We start from the raw sequence: 19594 nt of genomic DNA, 5'->3' as shown, positions 1-19594 counted from the left end.
AGCACGTGACCGACCAACAGGATCTCGGCTGGCTGCTGGACGCCTTCGCCGAGCGCGCCACCGAGGTCAGCCATGCGATCGCGATCTCCAGCGACGGCCTGATGGTGGCCGCCACGAGGGGCCTCCCGCCGGACCGGGCGGACCAGCTCGCGGCGACCGGCAGCGGGCTGGTGAGCCTGCTCCGCGGCGCGGCGGCCTTCTTCGACGCCGGCGCGGTGATCTCCAACGTGACCCAGCTCGAGGGCGGCTTCATGTTCTCGATGGCCTTCAACGACGGCGCGTCCCTGCTCGTGCTCGCCGACCCGCAGTGCGACGTCGGCAAGGTCTCCTACGAGATGACCGAGCTGGCGAACCGCATCGGCGACGCGCTGACCCCGGCGGCGCGGGCGGCACTGAGCCGCAGCCGCTGACACCCCGGCACCCCACGCCGGAACCCCCATCCCTCCTGGAGAAGACATGCCTCTGACCATGCCCCGGCGCAGCCGTGCCCGCACCGCGGCCCTGCTCGCCCTCGTCCTGTTCGCCGCGAGCGCCTGCGCCGACGGCGGGCGCGGCGGCGGGGCCGCCGGATCGATCAAGATCGGCCTGCTGGCGTCGCTGTCCGGCACCTACCAGGCGGTCGGCAAGGAGATCCGCGCCGGCTTCGAGCTCTACCTGGCCACCCACGACGGCAGGCTCGGCGGGCGACAGGTGGAACTCGTCGTCGCCGACGAGGGCAACGGGGCCGCGACCGCGGTGCCCGCCGCGACGAAACTGCTCAAGCAGGACCGGGTGGCCGCGCTCACCGGGATCGTCGGTGGTGGCTCGGTGGCCGCCGTCTATCCGCTGCTCAACGAGACCAAGGTGCCGTTCGTCGGCTCGAACGGTCGCCCGGAGCTGAAGGACGTGTCCCGGATCTGGCACACCTCGTACCTATCCGACGAGCCGGGGGAGGCGATCGCCCGCCACGTGCGCGACAACGTCGAGGGCAGCGTCTACGCCATCGGCCCGGACTACCAGGGCGGCTGGGACGAGCTGCGCGGCTTCACCGACGCCTTCGTCAAGGAGGGCGGCAGGCTCGCCAACGCCGACGGCAAGACCACCTTCACCCCGTTCCCGACGACCACCAACTTCACCCCGTACTTCGCCCGGATCAAGGCGTCCGGCGCGGACGCCGTCTACACGTTCTACGCCGGCAGCGCCGCCGTCGACTTCGTCAAGCAGTACGCGCAGTCGGAGATCAGCGACCTGCCGCTCTACGCGGCCGGGTTCCTCACCGAGGGCGGGGTGCTCGACGCCCAGGGCGAGGCGGCCCGCGACGTCTACTCGGTGCTGAACTACTCGCCGGACCTGGACAACGCCGAGAACCGCGCCTTCGTGGCCGCCTGGAAGGCGAAGAACGACGGCTCCCCGACCACGTACGCCATGGCCTCCTACGACGCCGCAGCCGTACTGGACCGGGCCATCGAGGCGGCCGGGGACGACCCGAGCCCGGAGAGCATCAACGCGGCCATCGGGCAGCTGGGCCAGATCGCCAGCCCGCGCGGCACCTGGCAGTTCTCGCCGAGCACACACGCGCCGGTGCAGAAGTGGTACCTGCGCCAGGTGCGCCAGGACGGCCGGGCGCTGTCCAACACCGTCGTGGGTGATCTCGCCACCGTCGGCGGGTGAACGGCGTGGCGGTCGACATCCGGATCGACCCGTACCTGGTCCCGGCCCTGGACGGGGTGGCCTACGGGCTGCTGGTCTTCGTCGCCGCGGCGGGGCTGGTGTTCTGCTTCGGCGTCGCCGGCATCCTGAACCTGGCGCACGGCACCCTGTACGCGATCGGCGGGTACACCGCCGCCGCGCTGCTGGACGGCGGCTGGCCGAGCCTGGTGCTGGCGCTGGCCGTCGGGACCGTCGCCGCCACCGCCGCCGGCGCGCTGGTCGCCGGCCTGCTCACCCGCGTCGCCGCGTGCAGCCATCTCACCCAGGCGCTGCTGACCTTCGGGGTGGCGCTGGCCGGGGGCAGCCTGCTCGCCGGCGCGTTCGGGCCGGACGACCCGCCGGTACGCGTGCCGGCGGCGCTGGACGGGTCGGTGGTCGTGGCCGGGCACCGCTACGCGGCGTACCGGCTGGTCTTCATCGTCGTCGCCGCCGTGCTCGCCGGCCTGCTCCACGTCGCGGTGCGCCGCACCCGGGCCGGGATGCTCGTCCGCGCGGCCGTCGACGACGCCGAGATGGTCGCCGTGCTCGGCGTGAACCCGGCGTGGATCCGCGTCGGCGTGCTCGCCGCCGCCGGGGCGCTGGCCGGCGCCGCGGGCGTGCTCGGCGCGCCGATCATCGGCCCGGGGCCGGACACCGCCGACGCGGTGCTGCTGCTGTCGCTGGTGGTCGTCGTCCTAGGCGGGCTCGGGTCGATGACCGGCACGCTGCTCGCGGCCCTGGCGGTCGGGCAGATCCAGACCCTCGGGGTGGCGCTCGCCCCGTCGGCCGCCCCGTTCCTGCTCTTCGCCGCCATGGCCGCCGTGCTCGCGGTGCGGGCGCGGGGCCTGGCCACGACCCGGAGGACGTCGTGAGGGACGAGGCGGTACGCGCGCTGCGGCGCGGCGTCGCCGTGCTCGTCCTCGCCGGCCTGGTGCTGGCGCCGTGGGCGGTCGACGACTACACCGTGGCGCTGCTGGCCCGTACCCTCGCGCTGGGCCTGGTGGGGGTGAGCGTCGCCCTGCTCACCGGCGTCGCGGGGCTGCCCACCCTGGGGCAGACCGCGCCCTACGCGGCGGGCGCGTACGCCAGCGCGGTGGTCGGCAGCCGGCTCTCCGACGTGGCGGTGGTGCACCTGGTCGTCGCGGCGGCGGCCGGGGCGGCGCTGGCCGCGGCGACCGTCCCGCTCGTGGTGTACGCGCGCGGCGTGATCGTCCTGATGATCACCCTGGCGATCGGCGAGCTCGTGGTGACCGTCGTCGGGCGCTGGCGGTCGGTGACCGGCGGCACCGACGGACTCGCCGGAGTGCCGCCGGTGCGTCCCCTGTGGGGGCTGCCGGTGCTGGCCACCGACCGGGCGCGCTACCTGTACGCCCTGGTGGTCGTCGCCGTGCTGGTCGGCGCGGTGCTGCTGGTCCTGCGCACCCGGGCCGGCCTGCTGCTGCGCGCCGGCCGGGACGACGAGGCGCGGCTGCGGGCCAGCGGCCACCGGGTGGCGGCCCACGTGGCGGCCGTGCACGTGGCCGCGGGGGCGGTCGCGGGCGCCGCGGGCTCCCTGCTGGTGGTCGCCCAGCAGTTCATCTCGCCTGCCGACTTCGGCTTCGACACCTCCGCCCTGCTCCTGCTCGGGGTGGTGGTCGGCGGCGTCGCGTCCGTGGGCGGCGCCCTGGTGGGCGCCGCGATCGTGATCGCCGGCCGGGACTGGCTGTTCGGCGTGCTCCCCGGGCACGCGCCCCTGGTGCTGGGGGTGGCGTTCGTCGTCACCGTCCACCTGCTGCCCGGCGACGGGCACCGGCCGGCGGGCGTGCGGGGCCGGCTCCTGCCGGGACTGCCGGCGGGCCCCGCGGCCGAGGAACGGCCGGCGTCGACGGGGGCACGCGCATGACGCCGCTGCTCTCCGCCCGGGGCGTCACGGTCCGCTACGGCTCGCTGGCCGCGCTGGACGGGGTCGACCTGCGGATCGACCACGGCCAGCGGCACGCCCTGATCGGGCCCAACGGCGCCGGCAAGAGCACGCTGCTCGACGTGCTCGGCGGGGCGACCCCGGCGGGCGGCGGCCGGGTGCTCCTCGCCGGCCGTGACGTCACCCGGCTCGGCCCCGCCGCCCGGGCCCGGCGGGGCATCGGCCGGATCCACCAGCGCCCCGCCGTGTGGTCGAGCCTGACCGCCGCCGAGAACGTGCTGGTCGCCGCGCTGCCCCACGCGGTGCGGCCCGGCCGGTGGCGGCCCGGCGCGAGGCGGTGCGCCGCCGAGCGTACGGCGGGTGCGTGGCTGGACCGGCTGGGCCTGCGCGACGTCGGCGCGACCCCCGCCGGTCAGCTCGCCCACGGGCAGCGGCGGCAACTCGAGATCGCCATGGCCCTGGCCGGTCGCCCGCGGCTGCTGCTGCTCGACGAGCCGGCCGCCGGCCTGTCCGCCGTCGAGGTCGGTCGGCTGGTGGAGTTCCTGCGGGCCCTGCCGCGCGCCGTGGCGGTGCTGCTGGTCGAGCACCGGCTGGACCTGGTGTACGCGCTCTGCGACCAGGTGACGGTGCTCCGGGACGGCCGGACGGTCGCCACCGGGACGCCGGCCGAGATCCGCGCCTCCGGCCCGGTCCGGCAGGCCTACGCGGAGGGGGTGTCGTGATGCTGCGGACGGAGCGGCTCTGCGCCGGCTACGCCGGCGGGATCGTGCTGCACGAGGTCACCCTCGACGTGGCGGCCGGCGCCGTGCAGGCGGTGGTGGGCCGCAACGGCGCCGGCAAGAGCACCCTCGTGCACGCCGTCGCCGGGCTGGTGCGGCCCTGCGGGGGGCGGATCGAGGTCGACGGCGTGCCGGTCGCCGGCCGGCAGCCGCACCGGATCGCCCGGTGCGGGGTGGGGCTCGTCCCGCAGGGCCGGCGGGTCTTCTCCCGGTTGACCGTGGCCGAGCACCTCGCCCTGGCGGCGGTGCCGTGGCGCGCCGCGACGCCGGGGGGCGAGGGGTGGACCGTCGCGCGGGTCCTGGAGCTGCTGCCCCGGCTGGCGGCCCGGCTGCGCCATCGCGGCGACCAGCTCTCCGGCGGCGAGCAGCAGATGCTGGCGATCGCCCGGGCCCTGCTCGGCCAGCCCCGGGTGCTGCTGCTCGACGAGCCGTGCGAAGGACTGGCGCCCGGCCTGGCCGCCCGGGTACGCGACCTCGTCGGCACCCTGGCCAGGACCGGGCTGGCCGTGCTCCTCGTCGAGCAGCAGCTCCAGCACGCCGTCGAGATCGCGGACCGGATCGCGGTGCTCGAGTACGGCCGGGTGGTCTACGACCGCCCGGCGGACGAGGCCCGGGCCGAGCCGGGCCGCCTGGCGGCGATGCTCAGCGTCGCCGCCGTCGCGGAGCTGCCGGCTCCCCGACCGGTGCCCGGTTCCGGGCCGGTCCCGCGCACCTGACCCGACCGCCTTCGACAGGAACGAGCGACGATGCCGACAGACATCCGTGACACCGAGTACACCTTCGACAACGGCTCCCCGGAGGCGGTGCCCCAGCTGCGGGCGCTGGAGTCCTTCCTGGACCCGATCACCGCGGCCCGGATCGGCGCCCCGGTGCTCGCCCCGGGCGGCGTGTGCTGGGAGGTCGGCGCCGGCGGGGGCTCGGTCGCCCGGAGCATGGCCGGGGCGGTCGGCCCGGCGGGACGCGTGCTGGCGACCGACATCGACGTCGCCCACCTCGCCCCCACGGGCAACCTCGACGTCCGTCGGCACGACGTGCGCAGCGAGCCGCCGCCCGGCGACGCCTTCGACCTCGTCCACGCCCGGCTGGTGCTGCTCCACCTGCCGGAGCGGCGGCGCGTGCTGGCCTCGCTGGCCGGCGCGCTGGCCCCGGGCGGGTGGCTGGTGGTCGAGGAGTTCGACTGCACGGCCCCGCTGCGCGTACTGACCGCGCCGAGCGACGACGCGGCGAAGCTCTTCACCCACGTGACGGACGCGATGCTCGGCGTCCTGCAGAGCCACGGCGCGGACCTGGCCTGGGCGCAGGACGTGCACGCCCACCTCGCGTCGGCGGGACTGGTCGAGGTCGACACGGTCACCCACTCCGAGAGCTGGCCCGGTGGCTCGCTCGGCGCGTCGCTGTACGCGACGAACTCCCGGCAGTTGGCGCCGGAGCTGATCGAGGCGGGTGTGTCGCCCGGCCAGTTGGAGGCGTTCCGTCGGCTCCTGCGCGACCCCGGGTTCGTCGTGATGTCGTACCAGTTCGTGTCGACGCGGGGGCGGCGTCCGGCCCGGCGGTGAGGCGGTTCCCCTCGCCCGTACCGCCGCCGCGCCGGTCGGGCGTGGAAACCGTGCCGGCCGGGTACCACGGCGGTCATGGGCACGAGCAGCACGGTCGGCGACGAGCCGGCGACCGCCGTCCGGGTGGGCACGGTCGCGGTCGTCGCCCACCGGAAGAAGACCCTCGGCGGCGGCCTCGACGAGCTGCGCGCGGAGCTGGCGGGTGCGGGCGTCGAGGACCTCGTCTGGTACGAGGTGCCGAAGAGCCGCAAGGCGCCGAAGAAGGTCCGCAAGGCGCTGAAGAAGGGCGCCGAGCTGGTCTTCGTGTGGGGCGGCGACGGCATGGTGCAGCGCTGCGCCGACACCCTCGCCGGCTCCGGCGTCCCGATGGCGATCGTGCCCGCCGGCACCGCCAACCTCTTCGCCGCCAACCTGGGCGTACCGGAGGACCTCCCCGAGGCCGTCCGCATCGGCCTGCACGGCCGGCGCCGCCGTCTCGACCTGGGCCGGCTCAACGGCGAGCACTTCGCCGTGATGGCCGGTGCCGGCTTCGACGGCGACCTGATCCGCGAGGCGGACCGCACGCTGAAGGGCAAGCTCGGTCGCCTCGCCTACATGTGGACGGGGCTGCGGCACGTGCGGGGCGAACTGGTCGGCACGCGGATCACCGTCGACGGCACGGAGTGGTTCGACGGCGACGCGAGCTGCGTGCTGTTCGGCAACGTCGGCACGATCACCGGCGGCATCCCGGCGTTCGACGACGCCCGCCCCGACGACGGCTGCCTGGAGGTCGGAGTGTCGACCGCCGACGGCGCGGTCGACTGGGCGCGCACCCTCGGCCGGATGGCGGCCGGCCGCTCGGAGGAGTCGCCGTTCGTGCGGATCACCCGGGGCCGCAGGATCAAGGTCCGGCTCGCCGCGCCCCGCACGTACGAGCTGGACGGCGGTGCCCGGGGGGAGGTCACGAAGCTCAAGGTGCGGGTGGTGCCCGGGGCGCTGACCGTCTGCTGCCCCGGGCCCGTTGCCTGAGCGGCACCGGGACGCCCGCACCCGCGGGCTCGCTCACCGCGGCGGTCGTCTGGCCGTCCGGGTTGGCCCCGCGGATCCGGGCGGCGGCGCTGGCCCGGGAATGTCCGTTGGGACCACCGCCGCGGCGCCGGGGCGCACCCGCCCCCGTGCCGTCAGGTGAGTCGGGCGCCCGCCGGGGTGGCCGGCACCAGGCGACGGGTGAGCCACAGCGGCGAGGTGACCGCGTTGCCCATCACCACCGAGTGGGCGCCCGCCGCGAACGCCTGCCCGATCTGCTCGGCGCTGCGGTAGCGGCCCTCGGCGATCACCGGCACCGCCAGCAGGTCGGCGAGCCGGGCCACCAGCGTCAGGTCCGGTCCGTCGGTCGGCGGGCTGGCCGGGGTGTAGCCGGAGAGGGTGGTCGCGACGGCGTCCGCACCGGCCCGCACGGCGGCCACGCCCTCCTCGACGGTGGAGACGTCGGCGAGGACCAGCGCGTCGGTCCGCTCCCGGACCGCCCGTACGGTGTCGGCGAAGCTGCGCCCGTCCGGACGGGGACGGTCGGTGGCGTCGACCGCGACGATGTGCGCCCCGGCGGCGGCCACGTCGAGCGCGTGCGCCGCCGTCGGGGTGATGAAGACCCCTTCGACGCCCTGCTTGTGCAACCCGATGACCGGCACGTCGACGGCGGCGCGGATGGCCCGGACGTCGGCGGTGCCGTTGGCCCGGACGGCGACCGCGCCGCCCCGTACCACCGCCGCGGCCACCCGGGCCTGCACGTACGGGTCGCGCATCGGGTCGTCGGGGTCGTCGAGCACCGGCTGGCAGGAGACCACGAGGCCGCCGGCCAGCGCGTCGAACACACTCACGTTCTCGTCCTCTCGTCGGTGACCACGGCGGAGCTGCCGGCCGCCTGCCGGCCGGGGCCCGGGAGGCCCGCCAGCCGGGCGGCGCCCACGACGACCGCGTCCGCGCCGAGCGCCGCCGGGAGCAGGGACACGTCCGCCCAGGCCGCGGGCAGTTCGGCGGTGAAGGCGGCGCGGGCGCCGGGGAACAGGGCGTCGGCCGCCCCGCCCGCGAGCACCACCGCCTGCGGATCGAGCAGGGCGACCAGCCCCGCGAGCGCCCGGCCGAGGGCCGTGGCGGCGCGGTCCACGACCTCCCGGGCGACCGGTTCACCGGCCGCCGCCCGCTCGGCCACAGCCCGCCCGGTGATCCGCTCACCGGTCTCGAGGGCGTACGCGCCGGACAGTCCCGTGCCCGAGGCGATGCCCTCCAGGTGCCCGTACCGGCCGCACCCGCAGCGCAGCCGCTCGGCGCCGGGAGCCGGGAGGTGCCCCACCTCGCCGGCGCCGCCCCGGGCGCCGGCGGAGATCCGGCCGTGCTGGAGCATCGCGCCGCCCAGGCCCGTGCCGACCGCGACCAGCACCAGGTCCCGCCGGTCCCGGCCCGCGCCGACCCAGCTCTCGCCGAGCGCGGCGGCGTTCACGTCGTTGGTGACCCGGACCGGCCGGGCCAGCCGCGCGGCCAACTCGTCGGCGACGGGCGTGCCGGCCCAGCCGGGCAGGCTGTCGGTGGCGTACCGGATGGTGCCGGTGGCCGGATCGACCGTGCCGGCGGTGCCCACGCCGACCGGGCCGGCGCCGCCCGCGTCGAGCAATTCCCGGACGAGCCCCGCGGCGGTGTCCAGCACCGCCGCCGGCCCCGACCCCGCGGGGGTGGGCGCCAGGCGACGCCCCAGCACCTGCCCGTCTCCTCCGACCAGCGCCGCCGCCGTCTTGGTGCCGCCGATGTCGAGGCCCACCAGGGCCGCCGGCACCGTCATCCCTTGAGCCCGGTGTGCGCCAGACCCTCGACGAACTGCTTCTGCGCGATGACGAAGACCACCAGGACCGGCAGCGCGGTCATCGACGCCGCGGCGAGCTGGACGTTCCACATCGGGCCGCCGTAGGCGTCGACGAACTGGGTGAGCGCCTGCGGCAGGGTGAACTTCTCCGGCGAGGAGAGGAACACGATCGGTTCCAGGTAGAGGTTCCAGCTGTGCAGGAAGGTGAAGATGGCGACCGCGCCCAGCGCGGGCCGGGACAGCGGCAGGGCGATCTTCCAGAAGGTGGCGAACCGGCCCAGCCCGTCCACCCGGGCCGCCTCCTCCAACTCGCCGGGGAGGCTGATGAAGAACTGCCGCATGATGAAGGTCGCCAGCACGCTCGGCGCGCCGAGGATCGGCACCAGGATCAGCGGCCAGTGGGTGTCGACCAGGCCCAGCTTGAAGAACATCTGGAACAGCGGCACGATCGTCACCTCGCTCGGGATGAGCAGGCCGGCGAGGATCACCAGGAAGAGCACGTTCTGGCCACGGAAGCGGATCCGGGCGAAGGCGTACCCGGCCAGCGCCGCCACCGCCAGGGTGCCGACGGTGACCACCAGCGCGATGTAGAGGCTGTTCAGGTACTGCTGGCCGAACGGCTGCAACTCGAACACCCGCCGGTACGCGTCCAGCTCCGCGCCGACCGGCAGCAGTTTCGGCGGGAAGGCGAAGATGTCCGCCACCGGCTTCAGCGACGAGGTGACCATCCACCAGGTCGGGAAGACGAACGGGACCGCCAGGACCATCAGCACCCCGTAGAGCACCAGCTTGGTCCGGCGCGACAGCTCACGACTCATGGTGGACCCACCTCTTACGCATCTGCCACTGGAGCACGGTGAGCGCGAGCACGATGACGAACAGGACGATCGACAGGGTGGCGCCGTAACCGAAGTGGTGGAACTGGAACGCCTGCTGGTACAGGTAGTAGACGAGCACCGTGGTCGAGGTGCCGGGGCCGCCCTGGGTGAGCACCGCGATCTGCGCGAAGACCTGCAACGAGCCGACCACCGTGATGATCGACGTGAGCAGGATGGTCGGGCTGATCATCGGTACGGTGATCCGCCAGAACTGGCGCAGCCGGCTGGCCCCGTCCACCTCGGCGGCCTCGTACAGCTCGGCCGGCACGCCCTGGAGGGCGGCCAGGAAGAGCACCATGTTCAGGCCGACGTTCTTGAACACCTGCACCACGACGACCGAGAGCATGGCGGTGCCCTCACCGCGCAGCCAGTTCGGCCCGTCCACGCCGACCGTGTCGAGCAGCCCGTTCACGCCGCCGTTGTCCTGCAGCAGGAACCCCCACACGATGGTCCAGGCGACAAGCGAGACGACCACGGGGGAGAAGAACAGGGTGCGGAACACGATCGTCCCGCGCAGCTTCTGGTTGAGCAGTACGGCGAGCAGCAGGGCCAGGCCGAGGTTGAACACCACCAGCCCGACCGAGAAGAGGCCGGTGGCCCGCAGCACCGAGCCGAGGTTGGTGTCGTCGGCGAGGTTCGCGTAGTTCTCGGTGCCGACGAACTCGAACGTGCCGGCCAGCACGTTCCACTCGTGCAGGCTGTACCAGACCACCAGGATCAGCGGCAGGATCACGAAGACGACGCTGCCGAGCAGTTGGGGAGCGATGAACAGGTAACCGGTGAGCTGGTCGCGGCGGCGGCTGGTCCAGTACGGCCGCGACCGGTCCCGGGTGGGCGGGGCCTCGACCCCGCCCACCGTCGTGTCCGTCTGGGACATGGTCAGGCTGCCCTACTTCGCCAGCAACGGCTGGATCTTGGTGCAGACACCCTCGAGGACGGCCTTGACGTCCGCGTCGGCCTTCCAGAGCGGGTCGAGCCCGGCGCGCACCTGCTGGCTCAGCTCGGCCTGCCCGGCGTGACTGGGCTTGACCACGCCGTTGGTGATGCCGTCGATGACGACCTTCTGCAACTGCTCGGGCTTGAGCGTCGGGTTCGTCTTGGCCAGCGTCTCCGCGGTGAGCTGCGACTGGCGCGGCGGCGGGAAGAACTGGGCCAGCTTGGCCGAGTTGGTGGGGTTCGTCAGGAAGGCGAGGAAGTCCGCCGCCGCGTCCGCGTGCTTGCTCTTCTTCATCACGCCGACGCCGGCCTGGCCGACCACCGAGTAGTTGCCCTTCGGCCCGGCCGGCAGCGGCACCAGGTCCCAGCCGAAGCCGTCCGGCTTCAGCAGCGAGGCGCGGGAGATCTGGGTGACCGTCATGGCGGCGTCACCGGCGAAGAAGTCGGCGGTCGTACCCGGGCCGGGCAGCGCCTTGCCGGTGAAGATCGCCTTGTGCAGGGTGGTCATCGCCTCGACCATCTCCGGGGCGGCGAAGCCGCAGGACTTGCCGTCCTCGCTCCACGCCTGGGCGCCCCAACCCGTCCAGAGGGTCGACAGGTTGTCCCAGCCCTTGTAGTCGAAGTCGCGGATCACCAGGCCGGCCTTGCCGCTCGACGCGGCGGTGGCGCCGGCGACGGTCAGCGCGCTGTCCCAGTTCCACTGCCCGGCCGCGATCAGTTCGGCCGGGGTCTTCTGCCCGGCCTTCTTGAGCATGTCGGTGTTGACGAAGACGCCGAACGGCGAGGTGGAGAACGGGTACGCGTACAGCTTGCCCCCGTCCTGCCAGAGCTTGAGGGTGGCGGGGGAGATGTCGTCGTACTGGTAGCCCTCGGTCTTCTTGAGCTTCTCGTCCAGCGGCAGCAGCGCGCCGGAGGCGACGAAGTCAGGGGCCGAGTTCTCGAACACCCAGGCCAGGTCGGGCGCGTTGCCGCCGGCGATCTGGGTGGTCAGCGTCGTCGTGTAGTTCTCGAACGGCAGCGGGTCGAACTTGATGGACGCGACGTCCGGGTGGCTCTTGCGGTACTCGTCGGCGATCTCGTTGAACAGCTTGAGGTGCGCCTCGTTGGCCGACCAGACGGTCATCCGCAGGTTGGCCGGACCGTTGTCCGCGGCGTCGTCACCGCCGCCGCAGGCGGACAGCGCGAGGACGCCGGCCAGTGTCGCCGCGACACCGCGCACAGCCTTTCCCAATCTCATGATCTTCTCCTCTTCGGGGATGTTCAGTAGCCCGCGACCTGGGGCCAGCGCATCTCCACGCCGGCCGCCGAGAGGCGGTCCTGGAAGTCGGCCAGCAGGCGGGGGGTGCCGCGGACCGCGCGCGGGGACTCGCCCCGGGCCAGACAGAAGTCGGCGAGCAGGCCGGCGACCTCGCCGACGTTCCACTCGACCGGGTGCAGCCGGTAGCTGCCGTTGGTGATGTGGGTGGTGCCGATGTTCTTGCCGGCCGGGAGCAGGTTCTCGACCCGCTGCGGGATCAGCGCGCCCAACGGGATCTCGAACGGGCAAGACCCGACGTCGATGTAGTTGTCGCCGCCGGTGGAGGGGTGCAGGTCGATGCGGTACATCCCGACGCCGATCGAGTCCGGGTAGGCGACCGCGCCGTGCTCGCCGCGCACGGCCAGCGACAGGTCCTGCTCGACGACCGTGTACTCGGCCCGGATGCGGCGCGACTCCCGGATGTAGGGCGCCTGCGCCAGGCCGTCGCGGCTGCCGGTCACGTCGCCGCGCAGGCGCAGGCCGGGGAAGCCGGTCCCGCCGTCCGGCCGGGGCGCCTCGGTCTGCATCCAGTAGAGCACCGAGTACGACAGCTCACGGGCCTTGCTCAGGTGCCACGACGCGTTCGGCACGTCGATGACCGGACCCTCGAAGTAGTCGATCATCGGCCAGTTCACCAGCGTGATGTCGCTGTCGTACGCGCCGTCGGTGAAGTTGCGCCGGGCGGCGATGCGCCGGAACGTCCAGAGGTTGCCGTCGCCGGGGTTGAGCCGCTGGTCGGCGTTGACGGCCAGCGGGTCGTCGTCCGGGTTGGGCGTGAAGCTGCGCTCGACGATCTCCAGGGTGCGCGGGTGCGGCGACCGCCAGGACAGCAGCCGGTCGCCCCAGAAGTCGGGCTTGTAGTCGCGCCAGAAGTCGTAGTTCGCCGGCCGCTCGATGGTGTGGTCGCCGTCGACGTGGTCGAGGGCGAAGCAGACGGAGACGGCCTGCATGTTCATCGGCTGCGCCTCGGCCGGCGCGCTGGGCTCGCCAGTGTCGGCCTGCGACTCGAAGCCGGTGACGTACTCGGTGCCGGTCAGCGGCAGCAGCTCGCCGGTCTCCGTCGCGTCCAGGATGTACGGCGCGACGAGGTCGATCCGCTCGTCGCGGTCGCGATGCGCGACGGTCACCCCGACCACCCGGTCCCCGTCGGTCTCCGCGGCGACCGGCCGGTACGGCTGGAGCACGGTCAGCCGGCCGGAGCCGAGGAAGGGCGCCAGCATCTGCTCGATGACGGCGACGGCCACCCGGGGCTCGTGGCAGACCCGGCTCACCCAGCCGGCTCCCGGGTTGAGGTCGGTCCAGGCCCGCGACCGCTCGGTGAGCGGGTAGTGCCGGCGGTAGTAGTCGCGGATCCCGGTGCGCAGGGCCCGGTAGCTCGCGGTGGCGCCGAACTGTTCGATCCAGGAGTGCTCGTCCGGCGGGACGGCCTGGCTGGTGAGCTGCCCGCCGAGCCAGTCGAACTCCTCGGTCAGGATGACCGACCGGCCGGCCCGGGCCGCGGCGAGCGCCGCCGCCACCCCGCCCAGCCCGCCCCCGACGACGAGGACGTCCGCACGCATCTGTACCACTTGCTTCCTTCCGGTTGCACGGTCACCGCGAAGCCGCGGTCGACCGCCGATCAGGGGGCGCCGAGGGTGTCGCCCTCGACGAGTTCGCAGGGGAGCAGCCGTTGCTGCACACCGTCGGCGCTGCCGTCGATGACGCCGGTCAGCACCTCGACGGACTGCCGGCCCATCTCCTCGCGCGGAATCAGGAACCCGGTGAACGCGAGGTCGGTGGGGACCGGGACCGTCGGGTCGCCGAGGGTCAGGATCGACAGGTCGCCGGGCACGGTCAGTCCGCGTCGGCGGGTGGCCAGCTCCAGCGCCACGGCGAAGGCGAAGTCCTCCACGAAGGCGACGGTGGTGCCGTCGGCCAGCAGGTCGTCGAGGATCGTGTCGGCGTCCTGGGCGGCCGTGCTCAGGTGGCGGGCGTTCTCCGCCGCCGTCGCGGCCTCGGCGAACCCGCGCCGCCGGTCGGCCGAGGACTCCGCGGTGATGTCGGTGCGCAGGTAGGCCAGGCGCCGGTGGCCCCGGGCGAGGGCCAGGCCGACCAGCTCGCGCACCGCCGCGGCGTAGTCGGCGCCGACGTACGGCACCGGGCCGCCGGCGTCGTCGCGACGGCCGACGGCGACGTACGGGAAGCCGTCGCGGTTGAGCCGGTGCAGCTCCGCGGCGTCGATCTCCTGCCCGAGCAGGATGCAGCCGTCGGCGAGGCGGAGCCGGTTGTCCTGGTGGAAGATGCGGCGCCGACCGTCGACCACCGGGGCGCTGGTGAACAGCAGCAGGTCGCAGCCGGCCCGTTCCGCGTACTCCTCGATGCCCAGCAGGAAGGGGTGGAAGAAGTCGCGGCTGCCGCTGGGGAAGGCGGGCTCGTAGGTGAAGACGCCGATGATCCGGTTGAACCGTGCGGCGAGCCGGCGGGCGACGGGATCGGCGGCGTACCCGGTCTCCGCGATGGTTCGCAGCACGCGGTCGCGGGTCTCCGGCGCGATGCGGACGTCGGCGTCGGCCCGGTTGTTGAGCACCAGCGACACGGTCGCCTGGCTGACGCCAGCCAGCCGCGCGATGTCACGCTGCGTGACGCGTCGGGGTGTAGAGGGCACCACAGGTCCTTCCGGTGCGGCTAATGCGTATTAGCGCTCGGCGTTGGGGAGGAGCCTGGCGGGCCGACCGGGTTTGTGTCAAGAGGTGGGCGGAGAGATTTCTTGGAGGTGAAGTCCCTGGAGTAATGCGGATTAGCTCCGGGCGGCCCGCGCCGCCCTCCCGGCCGGATGGCTCCCGCCTGAGCCGGTGGGCCGCCCCGCCGAGGCCGGCGGCCGGCCTCTTGACAAGACCCGCCCGGGTCGAGCAGCATTCGAGAAGAATTGATGATAATACGTATTAGCACGCGGTCCGGGCGGCCTGCTCACCCTCGCGGTGGCCGGCCGTCTCACGCAGCGTGACTTCGTGCCGCCCTGCGGCGTGCTGCGCGGCGTCCACAGTCGTCACCGGCGTACCCGTCCCCACCTCCTGGACCCCTCCGTCGACGGCCCCGTACGCCGACGGCCCGCCCGGGCGGTGGGGGAGCCCCACCATCCCCCGACAGAGCAGGAACAGCGATGACGAAAGCACCCGTCCGAGTGCCCGGTCGCGCCGCCGTGGCGGCAGCCGGCGCGGGCATGCTGGTGACCGCGCTGGCCGGTGCGGCTCCGGCCGCCGCCGATCCGGCCTTCGACTTCCCGCGCTTCACCTACGCGGGCACCGCGTTCGACAAGAGCGCCCTGACCTACAACCCGACCAACGAGTTCATCTTCCCGAGCGTCATCCGGGCCGCCGACTACTTCCCCAACCCGCTGGGCACCTACTACCTGTACTACGCGCCCCACGAGCGGCCCGGCGGGATCGCCCTGGCGTACGCGGACTCGATCAACGGTCCGTGGACCGAGTACCGGGCCAACCCGCTGATCGGCAACACCTGGCTCCCCCACTACTCCACGGTCAGCCACATCTCCTCCCCGCACGCCATCTGGGTGGAGGGAGAGCGCAAGCTGTTCCTCTACTTCCACGGCGAGAACTCGATCACCCGATACGCCACCTCCGAGGACGGCATCCACTTCGACTACGGCGGGACGGCGATCAGCCGCGACGACAGCACCGGCGGGGAGACCTCCTACGCCCGGGTGTTCGAGCACGCCGTGCCGCGGCTGGGCAGCCGGTACCTGATGCTCTTCATGGACAACCCGACCGCCGCGCCGCCCGGGCCGACCGGGCCGGTGTCCCGGCGGATCCGCTGGGCGGTCTCCCCGGACGCGCGCACCTGGACGATCCAGCCCGACCCGATCGTGACCCCGCAGGGCATCCAGGGCCCGAACGCCTCCGGCCCGTTCTTCCTGCGCTGGAACGGCCGCAACCTGGTGATCTTCCACGCGGCCGACGGCAACATGCACGCCGTGGACGTCGGCGAGAACTTCGACCGGGAGGTCCACCTCGGCGTCGTGCACGACTCGATGGTGGCCGCGCCCGACCTGGGGCGCTCGGCCGCGCCGACGTTCTACTTCGAGGGCCGGACCGCGCACATGTACTACGAGGCCGGCGGGCGGCTCACCGCGACGATCGGCCATGCCGTCGCCACCCTGGACCGGCCGGTGCCCACCCGCGCGGTGGACTGCGTGGTGGACCGGCCGGTGCTGTGGCCGCCGAACCACCAGATGGTCGACGTCACCGTGACGGCGGACCTGCGCGACGGGGTCCTCGGCCCGTACGCGCTCAACCTGACGGCGGTGACCGGCGGCGACGCCGCGGACGTCAGCGGCTTCACCGTCGGCAACCCGGACACCAGCGGCCGGCTGCGGGCCGAACGCGACGGCGCCGGTGGGGACAGGGTCTACTCCCTGACGTACGCGGGGCACGACGAGATCGGCCGCCCGGTCGGCTGCACCGTGACGGTCACCGTGCCGCACGACCAGGGCCGCGGCTGACGGAGCAGGGACCGCTGGGCGCCGGCCGTGCCGCACGGGCACGGCCGGCGCCCGCGCCTGGGCTCGCCGCCGCCGGCACGGCCGGATACCGTACCCGCGGCGCGGGTCACCCCGCGTCGGGCCGTCGAGCGGTGGGAGGATCCGATGCGCCTGCACGTGGGGTGCGCGATGTGGACGCACAAGTCGTGGCAGGGGCGCTTCCTGGCGCATCCGCTGCCGGCCCACGAGCGGCTGCGCGCGTACGCCGGCTGGTGCACGGCGGTCGAGGGGAACACCACCTTTTACGCCACCCCGGCCCGGGAGACGGTCGCCTCCTGGGCGGAGCAGACCGACCCCGACTTCCGGTTCCTGCCCAAGCTGCCGAAGGTCGTCACGCACGAGCGTCGGCTCACCGGCGCCGACGAGGAACTCCGCGCCTTCCTGCACGCCGTCGAACCCCTCGGCCCACGGGCCCACGCCCTCTGGATCCAGCTGCCGGGCTCGTTCGGCCCACCCGACGTGCCCGCGCTGGCCCGCTTCCTGTGCGGGCTGCCCACCGCCCACCGGTACGCCGTGGAGGTCCGGCACCCCGCGTTCTTCGACGACCCCCGGGCGGCGCGGACGCTGGAGGAGGCGCTCGCCACCGTCGGCGCCGAGTGGGTGCCCTTCGACACGACCGCGTTCTTCCGCACCCCGCCGACCAGCGACGCGGAACGCGAGGCGTGGACCAGGAAGCCGCGCACCCCGCTGCGCACCCGCGCGCTGACCGACCGGCCGATCGTCCGCTACCTCGGCCGCGACGACCCCGCCCGTACGGCCGAGGGCTGGCAGCCGTGGCTCGACGTGGTGACCGGGTGGCTGCGCGAGGGCCGATCACCGACGATCTTCGTGCACACCCCGGACAACGCCGACGCACCGGAGCTCGCCCGCCGGTTCCACGACGAGGTACGGGCGCGCCTGCCCGAGGTCGAGCCGCTGCCCGAGCCGGAGCCGGTCGGGCCGTCGACGCTGTTCTGAACGAACCGCCCCGCCTGCCACGGCAACCCTGTGGCGGTCACCTGAGGAGGCTCGATGCGGTCACTGGCCGTACCACCGTTGTTCGCCGCGCTGGAGCCGGCCCGCACCGTGCTGATGGCGGGCGCGGGCGGCGGCTTCGACGTGTACGCCGCGATTCCGCTGGCCGTCGCGTTACGCGACGCCGGTCGGACCGTGTACCTGGCCAACCTCTCCTTCACGCGGCTCGAACTGCTCGACCTGGACGCCTGGGCGGCGCAGGACGTCGCCGCCGTCACCCCGGACACCGCCGGCCCCGACGAGTACTTCCCGGAACGGGCGCTGGCCCGCTGGCTCGCCGCCAACGACCAGCCGAGCACCGTGTACGCCTTCCCGCGGGTGGGCGTGGCGCCGCTGCGCGACGCCTACCGGCATCTGGTCGACGCGCTCGGGGTGGACGCGGTGGTGCTGGTCGACGGGGGCACCGACATCCTCATGCGCGGCGACGAGGCCGGCCTGGGCACCCCCGTCGAGGACATGACGAGCCTCGCGGCGGTGGCCGGCCTGGACGTGCCGGTGAGGCTGGTGGTGTGCCTCGGGTTCGGCATCGACGCGTACCACGGGGTCAACCACACCCAGGTGCTGGAGAACATCGCCGCCCTCGACCGCGACGGCGCGTACCTCGGGGCACTGTCCATTCCGGGCAGCAGCCGGGAGGCACGGCTGTACCGGGACGCGGTCGCGTACGGGCAGGCGGCCACGCCGCTGCGGCCCAGCATCGTGCACGGGCAGATCGCCGCCGCCATCCGTGGCGCCGACGGGGACGTGCACGTGACCCGCCGCACCCGGGGCAGCACCCTGTTCGTCAACCCGCTGATGGCCGTCTACTTCAGCTTCGACCTCGACGGCCTGGCCCGCCGTTCGCTCTATCTCGACCGCCTGGAGCACACCGTCGGCATGCGACAGGTGGCCTCCCGGATCGAGGACTTCCGCGACGAGGTCGAGCGGCGCACGCCCCGGGTCTTCCCGCACTGACCCCTCGCCGCCGCGCCGCCCGCCGGCTCAGGCCCGGTCCGGCTGGTTCGGGTCGATCAGCACCTTGGTGTGCTCGCTGCGGCCCGAGTCGAGTTCGTCGAGGACGTCCTTCAGCGACGACAGCCCGAAGGTGCCCGTGTGCAGCGCCGCCACGTCGATGCGGCGTGCGGCGATCGCGTGCATCGCGCCCACGAAGTCCTCGTGCTGGTAGGCCAGTGACCCGATCACCGTCAGCTCCCGGCTCTGCCAGTCGCCGTAGCTGACGCTCGAGTTCTCCAGCGGGTAGCCGAGCAAAGCGAGCGTCCCGCCCCGGCGCACCAGCTCCGCCGACGGCTGGAACAGCGACGGAACGCCGCTGCACTCGTACACGACGTCGGCGCCCATGCCCGCGGTGAGCTCGTCCAGCGCGGCCGGCAGGTCGGCGGGCTCGACGACGTGGGCGAAGCCGAGCCTGCCGGCCAGCGTACGGCGCGCCGCGGAAGGCTCCGAGATGATCATCGGCCCCGCCCCGGCGTTGCGGGCGTGTTGGGCGGTGAGCAGCCCGATCGGGCCGGCGCCCTGGACCAGCGTGGTGCTGCCGTACTCCGCCGCCACCCGCCGCACGGCGTGGAAGGTGACCGTGGCCGGCTCCACGAGCGCCGCCTCCACCGCCGACAGGCCCTCCGGAACCGGGATGACCCGCCGCGCCGTCACCTGCACCCGGGTGGCGAAGGCGCCGTGCGGCGGTGCGTCGGCGTCGACCCCGTTGGCCTCGGCGAACACGGTGTCGCAGTGGCGGGCGTGCCCGGCGACGCACTGGCGGCAACGGCCGCACGCCGGCCCCACCGCGCCGACCACGCGCTGGCCGACCCGCAGCCCGTCCACGCCGGCGCCCACCGCCGAGACCGAACCGGTCCACTCGTGCCCGAAGACCGCCGGCGGCAGCATGTGCCCGTCGGTGTAACCGTGGACGTCGGTGCCGCAGATCCCCGTGTACGTGATGTCGACGGTCACGCGGCCGGGCCCGGGCTCGGTCGCGGACACCTCGCCCGCACGGAGTTCACGCGGACCGGCGACCGCGAGGTAGCGACCAGCAGACATACGCGATCCCTCCTCGGCGACCGCCCCAGTCTCCCACTCGGAACGCGCCGGGAGGTCGGCTACCAGCAGATTCGGGCGGCGGGGGTGTCCCCGGTCCCGGTCGGGTCCCGCCCGCCCACCGGCCCGCGCGCCGAAACATACCTTCATTGCCGGCGGGTCAAC

Annotated in this window: 19 protein-coding genes; 11 read left to right on the top strand and 8 right to left on the bottom strand. The window is 73.9% G+C overall.

Translation table 11 applies throughout. The features are described 5' to 3' along the window. Positions 1 to 5: 5 nt before the first annotated feature. From AC0OO9_RS00530 to AC0OO9_RS00495, 8 genes are all read left to right on the top strand, one after another. Positions 6 to 410, top strand: coding sequence for a roadblock/LC7 domain-containing protein (locus AC0OO9_RS00530; RefSeq protein WP_091094994.1), 405 nt, complete (start codon positions 6 to 8; stop codon positions 408 to 410). A gap of 46 nt (positions 411 to 456) precedes the next feature. After that, entirely contained in the window at positions 457 to 1650 is a 1194-nt protein-coding gene (locus tag AC0OO9_RS00525; RefSeq protein WP_484514677.1) for an ABC transporter substrate-binding protein, read from the top strand. Further along, on the top strand, positions 1647 to 2540 hold the full coding sequence (locus AC0OO9_RS00520; protein WP_484514675.1) for a branched-chain amino acid ABC transporter permease: 894 nt from the start codon (positions 1647 to 1649) through the stop codon (positions 2538 to 2540). The genes AC0OO9_RS00525 and AC0OO9_RS00520 overlap by 4 nt, the downstream gene beginning before the upstream one ends. Then, the gene (locus AC0OO9_RS00515; protein WP_484514673.1) at positions 2537 to 3550 is read left to right on the top strand and encodes a branched-chain amino acid ABC transporter permease; all 1014 of its coding nucleotides are present in this window, start codon (positions 2537 to 2539) and stop codon (positions 3548 to 3550) included. The genes AC0OO9_RS00520 and AC0OO9_RS00515 overlap by 4 nt, the downstream gene beginning before the upstream one ends. After that, positions 3547 to 4290: an ABC transporter ATP-binding protein gene (locus AC0OO9_RS00510; RefSeq protein WP_484514671.1), complete on the top strand. Its 744-nt coding sequence runs from the start codon at positions 3547 to 3549 to the stop codon at positions 4288 to 4290. Before AC0OO9_RS00515 ends, AC0OO9_RS00510 begins: the two co-directional genes overlap by 4 nt. Continuing rightward, the gene (locus tag AC0OO9_RS00505) at positions 4290 to 5063 is read left to right on the top strand and encodes an ABC transporter ATP-binding protein (RefSeq protein WP_484518105.1); all 774 of its coding nucleotides are present in this window, start codon (positions 4290 to 4292) and stop codon (positions 5061 to 5063) included. The genes AC0OO9_RS00510 and AC0OO9_RS00505 overlap by 1 nt, the downstream gene beginning before the upstream one ends. Positions 5064 to 5093: 30 nt before the next feature. Beyond that, positions 5094 to 5903, top strand: coding sequence for a methyltransferase domain-containing protein (locus AC0OO9_RS00500; protein ID WP_484514669.1), 810 nt, complete (start codon positions 5094 to 5096; stop codon positions 5901 to 5903). A gap of 75 nt (positions 5904 to 5978) precedes the next feature. Beyond that, positions 5979 to 6911 carry a diacylglycerol/lipid kinase family protein gene (locus AC0OO9_RS00495; RefSeq protein ID WP_484514667.1) on the top strand — a complete coding sequence of 311 codons (933 nt, stop codon included), beginning with the start codon at positions 5979 to 5981 and terminating at the stop codon, positions 6909 to 6911. A gap of 152 nt (positions 6912 to 7063) precedes the next feature. Here AC0OO9_RS00495 and AC0OO9_RS00490 read toward each other — a convergent pair whose 3' ends face one another. The 7 genes from AC0OO9_RS00490 to AC0OO9_RS00460 are packed head-to-tail and all read right to left on the bottom strand — an operon-like array spanning position 7064 to position 14491. After that, a complete protein-coding gene (locus AC0OO9_RS00490; protein ID WP_484514665.1) occupies positions 7064 to 7759 on the bottom strand; it encodes an N-acetylmannosamine-6-phosphate 2-epimerase in 696 nt (231 codons plus the stop codon). Then, positions 7756 to 8715, bottom strand: a complete 960-nt coding sequence (locus AC0OO9_RS00485) for an ROK family protein (protein ID WP_484514663.1) — start codon at positions 8713 to 8715, stop codon at positions 7756 to 7758. Before AC0OO9_RS00485 ends, AC0OO9_RS00490 begins: the two co-directional genes overlap by 4 nt. Next, positions 8712 to 9554 carry a carbohydrate ABC transporter permease gene (locus tag AC0OO9_RS00480; protein ID WP_484514661.1) on the bottom strand — a complete coding sequence of 281 codons (843 nt, stop codon included), beginning with the start codon at positions 9552 to 9554 and terminating at the stop codon, positions 8712 to 8714. The genes AC0OO9_RS00485 and AC0OO9_RS00480 overlap by 4 nt, the downstream gene beginning before the upstream one ends. Next, positions 9544 to 10491, bottom strand: a complete 948-nt coding sequence (locus AC0OO9_RS00475) for a carbohydrate ABC transporter permease (RefSeq protein ID WP_421450131.1) — start codon at positions 10489 to 10491, stop codon at positions 9544 to 9546. Before AC0OO9_RS00475 ends, AC0OO9_RS00480 begins: the two co-directional genes overlap by 11 nt. A 12-nt stretch (positions 10492 to 10503) precedes the next feature. Further along, positions 10504 to 11787, bottom strand: a complete 1284-nt coding sequence (locus AC0OO9_RS00470) for an ABC transporter substrate-binding protein (RefSeq protein ID WP_484514659.1) — start codon at positions 11785 to 11787, stop codon at positions 10504 to 10506. A 23-nt stretch (positions 11788 to 11810) separates the two neighbouring features. Next, the gene (locus AC0OO9_RS00465) at positions 11811 to 13406 is read right to left on the bottom strand and encodes an FAD-dependent oxidoreductase (RefSeq protein ID WP_311411092.1); all 1596 of its coding nucleotides are present in this window, start codon (positions 13404 to 13406) and stop codon (positions 11811 to 11813) included. A gap of 59 nt (positions 13407 to 13465) precedes the next feature. Continuing rightward, positions 13466 to 14491, bottom strand: a complete 1026-nt coding sequence (locus tag AC0OO9_RS00460) for a LacI family DNA-binding transcriptional regulator (protein WP_484514657.1) — start codon at positions 14489 to 14491, stop codon at positions 13466 to 13468. 495 nt (positions 14492 to 14986) lie between these two features. Here AC0OO9_RS00460 and AC0OO9_RS00455 point away from each other — a divergent pair, with 495 nt between their 5' ends. The 3 genes from AC0OO9_RS00455 (at position 14987) to AC0OO9_RS00445 (ending at position 18352) form a co-directional block, all read left to right on the top strand. Beyond that, entirely contained in the window at positions 14987 to 16345 is a 1359-nt protein-coding gene (locus tag AC0OO9_RS00455) for a hypothetical protein (RefSeq protein WP_484514655.1), read from the top strand. 168 nt (positions 16346 to 16513) lie between these two features. After that, the gene (locus AC0OO9_RS00450) at positions 16514 to 17341 is read left to right on the top strand and encodes a DUF72 domain-containing protein (RefSeq protein WP_484518104.1); all 828 of its coding nucleotides are present in this window, start codon (positions 16514 to 16516) and stop codon (positions 17339 to 17341) included. A 54-nt stretch (positions 17342 to 17395) separates the two neighbouring features. Then, on the top strand, positions 17396 to 18352 hold the full coding sequence (locus AC0OO9_RS00445; RefSeq protein WP_484514653.1) for a DUF1152 domain-containing protein: 957 nt from the start codon (positions 17396 to 17398) through the stop codon (positions 18350 to 18352). Between the two features lie 27 nt (positions 18353 to 18379). On the opposite strand, the gene AC0OO9_RS00440 is transcribed toward AC0OO9_RS00445, so the two are convergent. Continuing rightward, positions 18380 to 19432: a zinc-dependent alcohol dehydrogenase gene (locus AC0OO9_RS00440; protein ID WP_484514651.1), complete on the bottom strand. Its 1053-nt coding sequence runs from the start codon at positions 19430 to 19432 to the stop codon at positions 18380 to 18382. Positions 19433 to 19594 lie beyond the last annotated feature (162 nt).

The sequence above is a fragment of the Micromonospora sp. USAFONa4 genome (assembly GCF_057197825.1).
The sequence above is the reverse complement of the archived record's forward strand: the minus strand, read 5'-3'. Positions and strand labels throughout refer to the sequence as shown.

What these genes read in the sequence shown, in the direction of transcription:
- AC0OO9_RS00525 (WP_484514677.1), top strand. Translation starts at nt 457, where the DNA reads ATGCCTCTGACCATGCCCCGGCGCAGCCGTGCCCGCACCGCGGCCCTG.
- AC0OO9_RS00510 (WP_484514671.1), top strand. Translation starts at nt 3,547, where the DNA reads ATGACGCCGCTGCTCTCCGCCCGGGGCGTCACGGTCCGCTACGGCTCG.
- AC0OO9_RS00505 (WP_484518105.1), top strand. Translation starts at nt 4,290, where the DNA reads ATGCTGCGGACGGAGCGGCTCTGCGCCGGCTACGCCGGCGGGATCGTG.
- AC0OO9_RS00500 (WP_484514669.1), top strand. Translation starts at nt 5,094, where the DNA reads ATGCCGACAGACATCCGTGACACCGAGTACACCTTCGACAACGGCTCC.
- AC0OO9_RS00495 (WP_484514667.1), top strand. Translation starts at nt 5,979, where the DNA reads ATGGGCACGAGCAGCACGGTCGGCGACGAGCCGGCGACCGCCGTCCGG.
- AC0OO9_RS00485 (WP_484514663.1), bottom strand. Translation starts at nt 8,715, where the DNA reads ATGACGGTGCCGGCGGCCCTGGTGGGCCTCGACATCGGCGGCACCAAG.
- AC0OO9_RS00480 (WP_484514661.1), bottom strand. Translation starts at nt 9,554, where the DNA reads ATGAGTCGTGAGCTGTCGCGCCGGACCAAGCTGGTGCTCTACGGGGTG.
- AC0OO9_RS00475 (WP_421450131.1), bottom strand. Translation starts at nt 10,491, where the DNA reads ATGTCCCAGACGGACACGACGGTGGGCGGGGTCGAGGCCCCGCCCACC.
- AC0OO9_RS00470 (WP_484514659.1), bottom strand. Translation starts at nt 11,787, where the DNA reads ATGAGATTGGGAAAGGCTGTGCGCGGTGTCGCGGCGACACTGGCCGGC.
- AC0OO9_RS00465 (WP_311411092.1), bottom strand. Translation starts at nt 13,406, where the DNA reads ATGCGTGCGGACGTCCTCGTCGTCGGGGGCGGGCTGGGCGGGGTGGCG.
- AC0OO9_RS00455 (WP_484514655.1), top strand. Translation starts at nt 14,987, where the DNA reads ATGACGAAAGCACCCGTCCGAGTGCCCGGTCGCGCCGCCGTGGCGGCA.
- AC0OO9_RS00450 (WP_484518104.1), top strand. Translation starts at nt 16,514, where the DNA reads ATGTGGACGCACAAGTCGTGGCAGGGGCGCTTCCTGGCGCATCCGCTG.
- AC0OO9_RS00445 (WP_484514653.1), top strand. Translation starts at nt 17,396, where the DNA reads ATGCGGTCACTGGCCGTACCACCGTTGTTCGCCGCGCTGGAGCCGGCC.
- AC0OO9_RS00440 (WP_484514651.1), bottom strand. Translation starts at nt 19,432, where the DNA reads ATGTCTGCTGGTCGCTACCTCGCGGTCGCCGGTCCGCGTGAACTCCGT.